Raw genomic sequence first — 13,210 nt, 5'->3', positions numbered from 1 at the left:
GTTTGGCGACTCGATTGAATGAAGTGCAAAAGCTCCTGCTACATTGCAGGGGTTTTTGCACCCGCAGAACTGCTTTATGGCAGCTGTGCGCGGGAGACCTTCGGGTCTGCCGGTTCGCTTCATTCCCGGTTCGCCAACCCGCGTACAGCTGCCACCCATTCATTTGGCGACGCTTGAGTGGTAGTCCTTTTCAATTGAATGAGGTACTACCCAATGAACCGATATATGCCCATCACCGGCGTCGACTGCACCCCCGCCGCCCTGCTCATCGACACCCAAGCTCCTCTCGATGTCCTCCACGAAACCGCCGTCTACCACATCCGTGCCGTCACTCAACTGCTGGAAAACATCGCCTTTCGCGAGGAGATCAGCTGCGACGCCGTCGTTCTCCATGACGTTGCTTGCTGCTATCGATTCCGCTGCGCGATGGCTGCGACTTGCTGGATGTGATCGGCCGGCGGTTGCAGGCGCAAACCATGGCATGACCGCCTCTGGCAGTTATCTGAATATCTCATAAGGTCAGTTATTGATCGCGGCAGGGGGCCTCCACTCTCCATTAATGGTGAGCTGGGGCCCTGGCGATTGTTCGTTCATGTAACCAGTCCCTGTAGGACAGATTGATCGCTTCGCAACCGCGGAACGATCATTCTGCTGACATGCTGCGTGTATCCGTGGCGAGCGCGCTTGCTCGCGCGTGCGAAGCGCTCGCCCTGGCATCTGAAAAGCGGGCGCTGCTTCGCAGCCCAGCGGGAGCAAGCTCCCTCGCCACAACGGCGCTCGATCATCGTCGACTAAAAATCTTACAACTACTTGGGAAATCACCCTCAACGGCGAGCCTTGCCCCGTCCAATCTGCGATGCCTATAGTTCGTCCCGTCGCCCAAATGGCGACTCGGGTTTGGCGACTCGATAAACTACGGTCAGAAGCCCTGCTCTTTGGCACGGGCTTTTACACTCGCAAAACTGCTCAATGGCAGTTGTGCGCGGGAGATCTTCGGGTCTGCCGGTTTCCGTAGTTAACCCGGTTCGCCAACCCGCGTACAGCTGCCACCCATTCGTTTGGCGACGAGTGAGTGGCGGCATTCACCGAACTACGGAGTTTTACCCAATGAACCGATACATGCCCATCACCGGCGTCGACTACACCCCCGCCGCCCTGCTTATCGACACCCAAGCTCCTCTCGATGTCCTCCACGAAACCGCCGCCTATCGCATCCGTGCCGTCACTCAACTGCTGGAAAACATCGCCTTTCGCGAGGAGATCAGCTCTGACGCCGTCGTTCTCCATGACTTTGCTTTGCTGCTATCGATTCCGCTGCGCGATGGCTGCGACTTGCTGGACGTGATCGGCCGACGCTTGCAGGCGCAAGCCACGACGTGACCGCCCCTGACAGTCATCTGAATATCACTCCCGGTCAGTTATTCCCTCTCGGTATTGCCTACTGTCAACTCTGACAGTAGGCAACCATTTCCGCTGAATGTGTCAAGAGGGATATAAGCAATCTCCATTGCTTATACGTATCAATCATTCGACCAGGCGGATAGAAAAGTGAGCGATAGCGGAACTGGAACTGTTGCATGGTTCGACGATACAAAAAATTTGGATTTATCACGGATGACGGAGGAGCGGGTGAACTCTTCGTCCATGTCTCAGCCTTACAAGGTGGCGTTCAAACCCTGCAAAAAGGACAAAAGGTGAGCTATGTCATCACCCAGGGACCAAACAGGCCGGACAGAACTTGACGTACGAGCTGATGTTGGGCAGTGATGATGAATAAGCAAGATCGCGTCAGTCGAATCTTAAAACGGCGGCCTAACAATCGCCGTTTACTCCTGTGTTAATAAAAAGGGCGACATCACTGTCGCCCTTTTTCCGTCCTGCATCCAACCTTACGCCGCACTGAACAACTTATGCGGATCGATCACAAACTTCTTCGGCACGCCCGCATCGAACTCGCCGTACCCACGCGGGGCGTCGTCGAGGCTGATGACTTCCACGCCGACGATGTCGGCGATCTTGATGCGGTCCCACATGATGGCTTGCATCAGTTGGCGGTTGTACTTCATGACCGGAGTCTGGCCGGTGTGGAAGCTGTGGGACTTGGCCCAGCCCAGGCCGAAGCGGATGCTCAGGCTGCCCATTTTCGCCGCCGCATCGACTGCGCCCGGGTCTTCGGTAACGTAGAGGCCCGGGATGCCGATTTTGCCGGCGACGCGCACCACCCCCATCAACGAGTTGAGTACAGTGGCCGGGGCTTCGTGCTTGGCGCCTTCATGGCCGTGACCACGGGCTTCGAAGCCCACGGCGTCGACGGCGCAGTCGACTTCCGGTTCGCCCAACAGCTCGGCGATCTGTTCGTGCAGTGGGGTGTCCTTGGACAGGTCGGCGATTTCAAAACCCTGGGCCTTGGCGTGGGCCAGGCGGATCGGGTTGACGTCGCCGATGATGACCACCGCCGCACCCAGCAGGCGAGCAGAGGCGGCAGCCGCCAGGCCAACCGGGCCGGCACCGGCGATGTACACGGTGCTACCAGGGCCCACGCCAGCGGTGACGGCGCCGTGGTAGCCGGTAGGCAGGATGTCGGACAGGCAGGTCAGGTCGCGGATTTTTTCCATGGCCTTGTCGCGGTCCGGCAGCTTCAGCAGGTTGAAGTCCGCGTACGGCACCAGCACGTATTCGGCCTGGCCACCGGTCCAGTCGCCCATGTCCACGTAACCGTAGGCACCGCCGGCACGGGCCGGGTTGACGGTCAGGCAAACGCCGGTGTGTTGCTCCTTGCAGGAACGGCAGCGCCCGCAAGCCACGTTGAACGGCACCGACACCAGGTCACCGATTTTCAGGTTCTCGACGTCGCTGCCCTTTTCGATCACTTCACCGGTGATTTCGTGGCCCAGGACCAGACCAGTCTGGGCGGTGGTACGGCCGCGCACCATGTGCTGGTCGGAGCCGCAGATGTTGGTGGAAACCACGCGCAGGATGACACCGTGCTCAATCTTCCTGCCGCGCGGGTCCTGCATTTTGGGATAGTCGATTTTCTGTACTTCGACCTTGCCGTTGCCGAGATACACGACACCACGATTACCAGACATGCTTTCACCTCGCTGTTGTTTTTATGAAACTGCGTTGCCCAGGCAGGCAGCGCGTTGAGTGCTCGGGTTAGTGCTTGTGTCTTGTGTCTTGTTTCTTTGTTGTCTGTAAGTGCCTGCTCGCGATGTCGTTCTAAAGAACGACAGTACGATTGGCGTTCAGAAATACCCTTCTTTCAATGTGATACCCCACGGCCCGGGCCAGGGTGAGCCCTTCGATATCCCGCCCCTTGGCGATCAGGTCTTCGGGGTAGTGGCTGTGGTCCACCACTTCCACGCCCTGGGCGATGATCGGGCCTTCGTCCAGGTCGTTGTTGATGTAGTGCGCCGTGGCACCCACCAGCTTCACGCCTTTGTTGTAGGCCTGGTGATACGGCTTGGCGCCCTTGAAGCCCGGCAGCAGGGAGTGGTGGATGTTGATCGCCTTGCCGTCGAGCTTGCGGCACAGCTCCGGCGACAGCACCTGCATGTAGCGGGCGAGGATCACCAACTCCGCGCCCGTGTCTTCGATCACCTGCCACACCTGCCGCTCCTGGGCCGGTTTGTCGTTTGGGTCCAGGGGGAAATAGTAGTAGGGAATCTGGTGCCAGTCGGCCAGCGGCTTGAGGTCCGGGTGGTTGGACACCACGGCCACCACGTCCATGGACAACTGGCCGATGCGCTGGCGGTAGAGCAAGTCGTTGAGGCAGTGATCGGCCTTGGACACCATGATCACGACTTTGGGCCGGTAGTTGGGCGCGGTCAGTTCGAAGACCATGCCAAAGGCCTCGGCACGCCCGGCCAGGCCCGCGCGAAAGTTCTGCTCGTCAAAGCCTTCGGGCTGGCGGAATTCCACGCGAATGAAAAAACGCCCCGAGAGCCGGTCGTCGAAGGAATGGTGCTCGGTGACGTAGCAGCCCTGCTCGAACAGAAAGCGGGTCACCGCGTCCACCGTGCCGAGCACGCTGGGGCAGTCGGCAGTCAAGATCCATGTGTCTGGGGCGCGGCTCATTGCGGTGACTCCTGTTCAAATTTAACTGGGCAATCGAAGACCAGTGAACCCCTGTGGCGAGGGAGCTTGCTCCCGCTCGACTGCGCAGCAGTCGCCTAATCTTAGGGCTGCTTCGCAACCCAGCGGGAGCAAGCTCCCTCGCCACAAGAGCCGGGCTCGGCTATGGGCCTTGTGTTTCAGGCCTGCACGCTCAAGCCATATTCAGCCGCCGCATCCTGCAACCACAGCCACCAGTAATCGGAGAAGCTGCGGCGGATCACCAGTTCCCAGGTGTCTTCGCCGGTGTGGCGGATCACCAGTTGCGACTTGGCGAACACCGTGCCCACGGCCTTGCCCACCGGGAAGTTACTTGGGTGTACATCGTAGCTGGTGGATTTCATCAGCACGTCGCGCACGTTGGGCCCGGACAGTTCGAGGATCTGCTGACCGCCGCTGACGTTGACGATCTGGATGTGCAGATCGCCCAAGGCTTCGCGCAGGTTTTTCTCGGCGGCAAACTCTTCACCTCCCGGAACAACCAGCAACCACTCGTCTGGGCCGAGCCATTGCAGGCTGGTTTCACCCTTGACGATGACGGCCAGCGCGCCCGGCAGTTCCAGGCCCAGGGCCTTGTGCACGCCGGCGGCGAACGCCGGGTCGTGACCATCGCCACGAAGGGTCAGGTGGCCCAGGAGTTTTTTCTCGCGCACGGTCACACCGGCATTCTTGCGGCCCTTGCCGGCCAGGCTTGCGAGGTCGGCATGGTGCAGCGACGACTCGGCCTTGGCCCCGGTGGTTGGGCGTTGTGGGTACACGTTGACTGCGGTCATATGGAGCACCTGTCTTGAATTCTGCTTTGACCTGGCGATGCGTGGGGCTGTGGGAGCATGGCTTGCCCGCGATGAACGATAACGCGGTCTAACGGCTACCGTGTCGCCTGCATCGCGAGCAAGCTTTGCTCCCACACGCCCCGATCCACAGGGCCCAGGTATTAAATATTCTGCCGATCCCCCTTCGGATCGAAGAACACCGAAGAAACAATCTCTGCCTCAATCACGCTGCCGTCGGCCAGCGGCGCGAAGACTCGCTCGCCCAGGCGCTTGAGGCCGCCCTTGACCACGCCCATGGCAAATGAATAGCCCAGGGAGTTATGGGCGTAGCTGGAAGTCACATGGCCAACCATGGTCATCGGGATCGCCTGCTTGGTGTTGAACACCAACTGCGCGCCTTCTGGCAGCCAGACATTCGGGTCGATCGGCTTGAGGCCCACCAGTTGCTTGCGCTCTTCACGCACACAATCTTCGCGGTTCATGCCACGCCAGCCGATCCACGAGAACGGTTTGGTACGGCCTACGCACCAGCCCATGTTCAAGTCGTCGGGGGTCATCGAGCCATCGGTGTCCTGACCGACGATGATGAAACCCTTCTCGGCCCGCAGCACGTGCATGGTTTCGGTGCCGTACGGGGTCAGGTTGTACTGCTTGCCGGCCTCGACGATCTGCTCGAGCACGCCCATGGCGTAGTCGGCCTGCACGTTGATTTCGTACGACAGCTCACCGGTGAACGAGATACGGAACACCCGCGCCGGCACGCCGCCCACAGAGCCTTCTTTCCAGGTCATGAACGGGAAGCCGTCCTTGTCCAGGTCGATGTCGGTGACTTCGCTCAGCAGCTTGCGGCTGTTGGGCCCCGACAGGGTCATGGTCGCCCAGTGGTCGGTGACCGAGGTGAAGTACACCTTCAGGTCCGGCCATTCGGTCTGCTGATAGATCTCCAGCCATTGCAGCACGCGCGCCGCGCCGCCAGTGGTGGTGGTCATCAGGAAGTGGTTGTCCGCCAGACACGCCGTCACGCCGTCGTCGAACACCATGCCGTCTTCTTTGCACATCAGGCCGTAACGGGCCTTGCCCACATCGAGCTTGGTCCAGGCGTTGCTGTAGATACGGTTAAGGAACTCGCGGGCATCCGGGCCCTGGATATCGATCTTGCCCAGGGTGGAAGCATCCAGCAAACCGACGCTGTCGCGCACGGCTTTGCATTCGCGCTTGACCGCCGCGTGCAGGTCTTCGCCATTCTTGGGAAAGTACCAAGGACGCTTCCACTGGCCGACGTCTTCGAATTCAGCGCCGTTTTTCACATGCCAGGCATGCAGCGCGGTGAAGCGCACCGGTTCGAAGATGTGCCCGCAGTGCCGGCCCGCCACCGCGCCGAAGGTCACCGGCGTGTAGTTCGGACGGAACATGGTGGTGCCCATCTGCGCGATGCTCACGTTCAGCGAACGGGCCGCGATGGCCAGGCCGTTGACGTTGCCCAGCTTGCCCTGATCGGTGCCGAAGCCCAGCGCGGTGTAGCGCTTGACGTGTTCCACCGACTCGAAGCCTTCACGGGTGGCGAGCTCGATGGCGGCGGCGGTGACGTCGTTTTGCAGGTCGACAAATTGCTTCGGCGCCCGTGCAGTGGTTTTTTCGTGAGGCACCTGGAACAGCGCCAACGTCGGTTCTTCATGACGGCTCAGGGCTTTGGGCAACACACCCTCCACCGCTTTGAAGCCGGCTTCGCTGGCCGCGCGCACGCCGCCCTCGAAACCATCGGCCAAAGTATCGCCGAGGCTGTAGACGCCATTCACGCCACCCACACACACGCGCTTCTGCGGCGCTTCGCCCGGTACGAAACCGAGAATATCTTCACGCCAGATCGGCTTGCCGCCCAAGTGCGAAGCCAGGTGAACCACCGGGCTGTAGCCGCCGGAGCTGGCCACCAGGTCGCAGTCCAGCCATTCGCCGGGGCTGGTGACTTTGTGGGCCTTGACGTCAATGGCGGCGATGCGCGCCGCTGTGACGCGCTTGCTGCCACGGGCCTCGATCACGGCGCTGCCGGTAAGAATGCGGATGCCTTTGGCGCGCGCCTCTTCCACCAGCGCACCGCGCGGGTTGCTGCGGGCATCGGCGATGGCGACCACTTGCAGGCTGGCGTCGAGCCAGTCCAGGGCCACGCGATAGGCGTGGTCGTTATTGGTGGTCAGCACCAGTTTCTTGCCCGGCGCCACGCCGTAGCGGCGCACGTAGGTGGATACCGCGCCGGCCAGCATGTTGCCCGGCACGTCGTTGTTGCCGTAGACCAGCGGCCGCTCACAGGCGCCGGTCGCCAGCACCACGCGCTTGGCGCGGACCCGGTTGATGCGCTGGCGGACCTGGCCAATCGGCGCACGGTCCCCGAGGTGGTCGGTGAGGCGCTCGTGAATGGTCAAGAAGTTATGATCGTGATAACCGTTCACCGTGGCGCGAGGCAGCAGCAGCACCTCTGGCATCGACTTGAGTTCAGCGACAACAGCGGCGACCCATTCGGTCGCCGGCTTGCCGTCCAGGCTTTCGCGGGAATCGAGCAGGCTGCCGCCGAACTCTTCCTGCTCGTCCGCCAGTATCACCCGCGCACCGCTGCGGCCAGCCGCCAATGCAGCGGCCAGCCCCGCAGGGCCAGCGCCGACAATCAGCACGTCGCAGTGACGGTTCATGTAGTCGTAGGTGTCCGGATCGTTCTCGGTCGGCGAGCGACCCAGGCCTGCGGCCTTGCGGATGTACTTTTCGTAGGTCATCCAGAACGATTGCGGGTACATAAAGGTTTTGTAGTAGAAACCCGGCGGCATCAGCTTGCCGCCGACCTTGCCGAGAATGCCCATCATGTCGTTGTTCACGGTCGGCCAGCCGTTGGTGCTGGTGGCGACCAAACCTTGATACAGCGCCTGTTGCGTGGCGCGCACGTTCGGGATTTGCGTGGCTTCGGTGGCGCCGATCTGCAGCACCGCGTTCGGCTCTTCGCTGCCGGCGGCGAAAATGCCACGCGGGCGGGAATACTTGAAGCTGCGACCAATGATGTCGACGCCGTTGGCCAGCAGCGCGGCGGCCAGGGAATCGCCTTCGAAGCCTTTGTAGGTCTGGCCGTTGAAGGTAAAGCTCAGCACTTTGTTGCGGTCGATCCGTCCGCCGTTGGACAGGCGATTGATCTGGCTCATACCTTCTCTCCCAGAGCCTGTGCGGCCGCTTTCGGACTGTCAGCCTTGTCGGTGAATTGCGGCTTTTGGCCGATCTTGTAGGTTTCGAGAATCTCGTAGGTCAGCGTGTCGCGGGTGGCGTTGAAGTATTGGCGGCAACCGGCGGCGTGAATCCACAGCTCGTGGTGCAGGCCGCGCGGGTTGTCGCGAAAGAACATGTAGTCGCCCCACTGCTCGTCTGTGCAGGCGTTCGGGTCCAGCGGACGCGGGATGTGCGCCTGGCCGGATGCATGGAATTCCTCTTCGGAGCGCAGCTCGCCGCAGTGAGGACAGAAGATATGCAACATAGGGATTTCTCCTGTTAGTGGGCGACAGCGGCAGCGCCGTGTTCGTCGATCAGAGCACCGTTGTGGAAACGGTCGATGGAAAACGGCGCGGCCAATGGGTGCATTTCACCCTTGGCCAGGCTTGCGGCAAACACGTTGCCCGAGCCCGGGGTGGCCTTGAAGCCGCCGGTGCCCCAACCGCAGTTGAAGAACATGTTCGGTACCGGCGTCTTGGAGATGATCGGGCAGGCGTCCGGCGTGGTGTCGACGATGCCGCCCCACTGGCGGTTCATGCGCACCCTTGAGAGCACCGGGAACATCTCGACGATGGCCTGGATGGTGTGTTCGATCACCGGGTACGAGCCGCGCTGGCCGTAGCCGTTGTAACCGTCGATACCGGCACCGATCACCAGGTCGCCCTTGTCGGACTGGCTGATGTAGCCGTGCACGGCGTTGGACATGATCACACTGTCGATAATCGGCTTGATCGGCTCGGACACCAGCGCTTGCAGCGGATGGGATTCGATCGGCAGGCGAAAACCCGCGAGCTTGGCCATGTGCCCGGAGTTACCGGCGGTCACCACACCGACGCGCTTGGCGCCGATGAAGCCTTTGTTGGTTTCCACGCCGATGCACACGCCGTTTTCCTTACGGAAACCGATCACTTCGGTCTGCTGGATCAGGTCCACGCCCAGGGCGTCGGCGGCACGGGCAAAGCCCCAGGCCACGGCATCGTGACGGGCCACGCCGCCGCGACGCTGGACGGTGGCACCCATCACCGGGTAGCGGGTGTTTTTTGAGCAATCGAGGTACGGAATTTCGTCGGCCACTTGCTTGGCGTTGAGCAATTCGCCGTCCACGCCGTTGAGGCGGTTGGCGCTGACCCGACGCTCGGAATCACGGATGTCCTGCAGGGTGTGGCACAGGTTGTAGACGCCACGCTGGGAGAACATCACGTTGTAGTTCAGGTCCTGGGACAGGCCTTCCCACAGCTTCATCGCATGTTCGTACAGGTGGGCCGATTCGTCCCACAGGTAGTTGGAGCGCACGATGGTGGTGTTGCGCGCGGTGTTACCGCCGCCCAGCCAGCCCTTCTCGACCACGGCCACGTTGGTGATGCCGTGTTCCTTGGCCAGGTAATAGGCGGTCGCCAGACCGTGTCCGCCACCGCCGACGATGACCACGTCGTAGACCTTTTTCGGGGTCGGCGTGCGCCACATCCGCTGCCAGTTTTCGTGATGGCTGAGAGAGTGTTTGAAGAGGCCGAAGCCCGAATAGCGTTGCATAGTCATTACTCCAAAACCGACTCAGCGATAAACCGGGAAGTCCGCGCACAGAGCTGCCACTTGCTGGGCGACATTGGCCTCGACATCGGCGTCGCCGAGGTTGTCGAGGATGTCGCAGATCCAGCCGGCCAACGTGACGCACTGGGTGACCTTGAAGCCGCGGGTGGTCACCGCTGGGGTGCCGATGCGCAAGCCCGAGGTCACGAACGGCGATTGCGGGTCGTTCGGCACGGCGTTCTTGTTGACGGTGATGTGGGCGCGGCCCAGGGCGGCGTCGGCGTCCTTGCCGGTCAGGCCCTGACGGATCAGGCTGACCAGGAACAGGTGGTTGTCGGTACCGCCGGACACTACATCGTAGCCGCGCTTGATGAACACGCCAGCCATGGCCTGGGCGTTATCGATCACTTGCTGCTGATAGGCCTTGAAGCCTGGTTCCTGCGCTTCCTTGAAGCACACTGCTTTGCCGGCGATTACGTGCATCAGCGGGCCGCCCTGGGCACCCGGGAACACCGCGGAGTTGAGTTTTTTCTCGATCTCTTCGTTGGCCTTGGCCAGGATCAGACCGCCACGGGGGCCGCGCAGGGTTTTGTGGGTGGTGGTGGTGACCACGTCGGCGTAAGGCAGCGGATTCGGATACAGACCGGCGGCGACCAGACCGGCAACGTGGGCCATGTCAACGAACAGCAGGGCACCGACCTTGTCGGCGATCTGGCGGAAGCGTGGGAAATCGAGGGTTTTGGAGTAAGCCGAGAAGCCGGCAACGATCATTTTCGGCTTGTGCTCGACCGCCAGGCGCTCGACTTCGTCGTAGTCGATCAGGCCGGTGGTGGTGTCGATGCCATATTGCACCGCGTTGTAGAGCTTGCCCGAGGACGACACCTTGGCACCGTGGGTCAGGTGACCGCCGTGGGCCAGGCTCATGCCCAGGAGGGTATCGCCGGCCTGCAGCAAGGCCAGGTACACCGCGCTGTTGGCCGAAGACCCGGAGTGCGGCTGGACGTTGGCGTAATCGGCGCCGAACAGTTGCTTGGCGCGCTCGATGGCCAGGGCTTCGACTTTGTCGACGTGCTCGCAGCCACCGTAGTAGCGCTTGCCCGGATAGCCTTCGGCGTACTTGTTGGTCAGGCCGCTGCCCTGGGCCTGCATCACACGCTTGCTGGTGTAGTTCTCTGACGCAATCAGCTCGATGTGATCTTCCTGGCGTTGCTCTTCGGCGTTCATCGCCGCCAGCAGTGCATCGTCGTAACCCTGGATCTGGTCTTGCTTGCTGAACATCGCGTCTCTCCCAGCGGCGGCGGTGCGCCTTTCGTCTCGGTGAGGCACTGACCATTCGGTCGTGCCCTTTGGATGCGATGGTATGGCCGGCGCAGGCAGGTCAAATGCCTATGGACGCCACGCAAAGGTGCGTTTACGACATGCGTTCAAAGAGTCGGGGAGCAAGGCCTGCGGGATAGCACCGTGGGAGCAAAGCTTGCTCGCGATCCAGGCACCTCGGTTCATGGGAGAGCGCGTCGCTTTCATCGCGGGCAAGCCTTGCTCCCACAGGCTTTGTTCCCAAAATGCTGCTCCTACAGGGTTATGCGGCGATCTGGCGAACCGCGAGCAATATCAGGAAATGCGCGGGATAAAGGCTGTAGGCCCAGCGCCGCATCGCCGGGGGTTGAATGCGACCGACCTGTCGCAAAAGCAGCATCCCCAACAATGGCGCAAACAGACAAGCCAGCAATCCCCACAACGCCACCGCATTCCCCAGCCATGCCGCGCCATACAGCACCCGCCATTGATTGGCCGCCAGGCACACCAGCCCCGGCAACAACGCGAAATACCCTGGCCGGCGAAACACCAGCAACATCGCCAGCGGCAGCAGCACGCCGAAAAAACCAAACATCAACCGCGACGAAAACAGCGCCGCCAGCAGCAACGCCCCCACCGCCAGGCATCGCGCTTCCAGGGTCGGTGTCTGCCAACTGCGCGCCACCAGCAACCCCAGGGCCAGGGTCGGCAACACATTCAAGGTGGCGGGCTGGGGAAAAAATAGCCGGTAGGGAATTTCGCTCACGGCGCTGAACAACAGCAACCAGCCCAGATACCGCCAAGGGCTGGCGCTGGCCCCGGTGCGCGCCAGATTCGCCGCCATCGCCAGGCAGAACCACGGGAACGCCAGGCGACCCGGTACGTACAGCCAATCAACGGAGAAACCGACATATCGCAGATGATCGAGCACCATCGCCAACAGAGCCAGCCACTTGAGCAGGTCCAGGGCACCGTCGCGCCGGCTCATGTTTCCAGCGGCTCGATGACTTTGTCGCTTTCTGACAGAAACATCCGGTGTGTTCCCTCGCTAATCTTGGGTAAAGTGCGCACCACTATCGACCACGGCGTTGTGGACCCAAACACGCCGAACCATGGAACTCCCCACCCGGGAATTCCGCCAGGGAACTCTTTACCCAGGACTCTCTACTTAAGGAGCAAGGCCATGACCGACAAGAGTCAACAGTTCGCCAGCGACAATTATTCCGGCATTTGCCCCGAAGCCTGGGCCGCCATGGAAGAGGCCAACCAGGGCCACCAACGCGCCTACGGCGACGATCAGTGGACCCACCGCGCGGCGGATGATTTCCGTGCCTTGTTCGAAACCGACTGCGAAGTGTTCTTTGCGTTCAACGGCACCGCGGCCAACTCCCTGGCGCTGTCCTCACTGTGCCAGAGTTATCACAGCGTGATCTGCTCGGAAACCGCCCACGTCGAAACCGACGAATGCGGCGCACCGGAGTTCTTTTCCAACGGTTCCAAGCTGTTGGTGGCACGCACCGAAAACGGCAAGCTGACCCCCGAGTCGATCCGCGAAATCGCCCTCAAGCGCCAGGACATCCACTACCCCAAGCCGCGGGTTGTCACCCTGACCCAGGCCACGGAAGTCGGCAGCGTCTATACGCCGGAAGAAATTCGCGCCATCAGCGTTACCTGCAAGGAGCTGGGGCTGAACCTGCACATGGACGGCGCGCGGTTTTCCAACGCCTGCGCCTTCCTCGGCTGCTCCCCGGCGGACCTGACCTGGAAAGCCGGCGTGGATGTGTTGTGCTTCGGCGGTACGAAAAACGGCATGGCGGTGGGTGAAGCAATCCTGTTCTTCAACCACGACCTGGCCGTAGACTTCGACTACCGCTGCAAACAGGCCGGGCAACTGGCCTCAAAAATGCGCTTCCTCTCCGCGCCCTGGGTCGGCCTGTTGCAGAACGCCGCCTGGCTCAAACACGCCCGCCACGCCAACCACTGCGCCCAATTGCTGGCCCAGCTGGTCAGCGACATTCCTGGCGTGGAACTGATGTTCCCGGTCCAGGCCAACGGCGTGTTCCTGCAACTCTCGGAACCGGCCATCGCCGCCCTCACCGCCCGCGGCTGGCGCTTCTACACCTTCATCGGCAAGGGCGGCGCACGGTTCATGTGCTCATGGGACACCGAAGAAGAGCGCGTGCGGGAGTTGGCGGCGGATATCCGGGACGTGATGGCAGGCTAGAAAAGCCGAACCCAGGTCTGTCATGCCCCTGTGGTGA

Annotated in this window: 11 protein-coding genes and 1 pseudogene; 4 read left to right on the top strand and 8 right to left on the bottom strand. The window is 61.6% G+C overall.

Annotated elements, in window-relative coordinates:
* The first annotated feature begins 213 nt into the window (after positions 1 to 213).
* From ACA047_RS02410 to ACA047_RS02400, 3 genes and pseudogenes are all read left to right on the top strand, one after another.
* Positions 214 to 485: pseudogene (locus tag ACA047_RS02410) on the top strand (hypothetical protein).
* Between the two features lie 622 nt (positions 486 to 1,107).
* On the top strand, positions 1,108 to 1,380 hold the full coding sequence (locus tag ACA047_RS02405) for a hypothetical protein (RefSeq protein ID WP_497356383.1): 273 nt from the start codon (positions 1,108 to 1,110) through the stop codon (positions 1,378 to 1,380).
* Positions 1,381 to 1,577: 197 nt separating this feature from the next.
* Positions 1,578 to 1,742, top strand: coding sequence for a cold shock domain-containing protein (locus ACA047_RS02400; RefSeq protein ID WP_497356381.1), 165 nt, complete (start codon positions 1,578 to 1,580; stop codon positions 1,740 to 1,742).
* 147 nt (positions 1,743 to 1,889) lie between these two features.
* On the opposite strand, the gene fdhA is transcribed toward ACA047_RS02400, so the two are convergent.
* The 8 genes from fdhA to ACA047_RS02360 form a co-directional block, all read right to left on the bottom strand.
* On the bottom strand, positions 1,890 to 3,089 hold the full coding sequence (fdhA, locus tag ACA047_RS02395) for a formaldehyde dehydrogenase, glutathione-independent (protein WP_497356379.1): 1,200 nt from the start codon (positions 3,087 to 3,089) through the stop codon (positions 1,890 to 1,892).
* A 130-nt stretch (positions 3,090 to 3,219) separates the two neighbouring features.
* Complete coding sequence (purU, locus tag ACA047_RS02390) at positions 3,220 to 4,077, bottom strand: formyltetrahydrofolate deformylase (protein WP_497356377.1); 858 nt, start codon at positions 4,075 to 4,077, stop codon at positions 3,220 to 3,222.
* A 176-nt stretch (positions 4,078 to 4,253) separates the two neighbouring features.
* Complete coding sequence (locus ACA047_RS02385; RefSeq protein WP_497356375.1) at positions 4,254 to 4,886, bottom strand: sarcosine oxidase subunit gamma; 633 nt, start codon at positions 4,884 to 4,886, stop codon at positions 4,254 to 4,256.
* Positions 4,887 to 5,047: 161 nt separating this feature from the next.
* Positions 5,048 to 8,065, bottom strand: a complete 3,018-nt coding sequence (locus ACA047_RS02380; protein ID WP_497356373.1) for a sarcosine oxidase subunit alpha — start codon at positions 8,063 to 8,065, stop codon at positions 5,048 to 5,050.
* A complete protein-coding gene (locus tag ACA047_RS02375) occupies positions 8,062 to 8,391 on the bottom strand; it encodes a sarcosine oxidase subunit delta (RefSeq protein ID WP_497356371.1) in 330 nt (109 codons plus the stop codon). Before ACA047_RS02375 ends, ACA047_RS02380 begins: the two co-directional genes overlap by 4 nt.
* Positions 8,392 to 8,405: 14 nt before the next feature.
* A complete protein-coding gene (locus ACA047_RS02370) occupies positions 8,406 to 9,656 on the bottom strand; it encodes a sarcosine oxidase subunit beta (RefSeq protein WP_003206307.1) in 1,251 nt (416 codons plus the stop codon).
* 21 nt (positions 9,657 to 9,677) lie between these two features.
* A complete protein-coding gene (gene glyA / locus ACA047_RS02365; RefSeq protein ID WP_497356369.1) occupies positions 9,678 to 10,931 on the bottom strand; it encodes a serine hydroxymethyltransferase in 1,254 nt (417 codons plus the stop codon).
* Between the two features lie 301 nt (positions 10,932 to 11,232).
* Complete coding sequence (locus ACA047_RS02360; RefSeq protein ID WP_497356367.1) at positions 11,233 to 11,937, bottom strand: TraX family protein; 705 nt, start codon at positions 11,935 to 11,937, stop codon at positions 11,233 to 11,235.
* A gap of 195 nt (positions 11,938 to 12,132) precedes the next feature.
* Here ACA047_RS02360 and ACA047_RS02355 point away from each other — a divergent pair, with 195 nt between their 5' ends.
* The gene (locus ACA047_RS02355; protein ID WP_497356365.1) at positions 12,133 to 13,173 is read left to right on the top strand and encodes a threonine aldolase family protein; all 1,041 of its coding nucleotides are present in this window, start codon (positions 12,133 to 12,135) and stop codon (positions 13,171 to 13,173) included.
* The last annotated feature ends 37 nt before the right edge of the window (positions 13,174 to 13,210 follow it).

This window comes from Pseudomonas sp. LBUM1664, from assembly GCF_059695895.1.
The sequence above is the reverse complement of the archived record's forward strand: the minus strand, read 5'-3'. Positions and strand labels throughout refer to the sequence as shown.

Bases quoted from the DNA above. Each gene is read 5' to 3' on its own strand.
- ACA047_RS02405 (WP_497356383.1), top strand. From the start codon at position 1,108: ATGAACCGATACATGCCCATCACCGGCGTCGACTACACCCCCGCCGCC.
- ACA047_RS02400 (WP_497356381.1), top strand. From the start codon at position 1,578: ATGGTTCGACGATACAAAAAATTTGGATTTATCACGGATGACGGAGGA.
- fdhA (WP_497356379.1), bottom strand. From the start codon at position 3,089: ATGTCTGGTAATCGTGGTGTCGTGTATCTCGGCAACGGCAAGGTCGAA.
- purU (WP_497356377.1), bottom strand. From the start codon at position 4,077: ATGAGCCGCGCCCCAGACACATGGATCTTGACTGCCGACTGCCCCAGC.
- ACA047_RS02385 (WP_497356375.1), bottom strand. From the start codon at position 4,886: ATGACCGCAGTCAACGTGTACCCACAACGCCCAACCACCGGGGCCAAG.
- ACA047_RS02380 (WP_497356373.1), bottom strand. From the start codon at position 8,065: ATGAGCCAGATCAATCGCCTGTCCAACGGCGGACGGATCGACCGCAAC.
- ACA047_RS02375 (WP_497356371.1), bottom strand. From the start codon at position 8,391: ATGTTGCATATCTTCTGTCCTCACTGCGGCGAGCTGCGCTCCGAAGAG.
- ACA047_RS02370 (WP_003206307.1), bottom strand. From the start codon at position 9,656: ATGCAACGCTATTCGGGCTTCGGCCTCTTCAAACACTCTCTCAGCCAT.
- glyA (WP_497356369.1), bottom strand. From the start codon at position 10,931: ATGTTCAGCAAGCAAGACCAGATCCAGGGTTACGACGATGCACTGCTG.
- ACA047_RS02360 (WP_497356367.1), bottom strand. From the start codon at position 11,937: ATGAGCCGGCGCGACGGTGCCCTGGACCTGCTCAAGTGGCTGGCTCTG.
- ACA047_RS02355 (WP_497356365.1), top strand. From the start codon at position 12,133: ATGACCGACAAGAGTCAACAGTTCGCCAGCGACAATTATTCCGGCATT.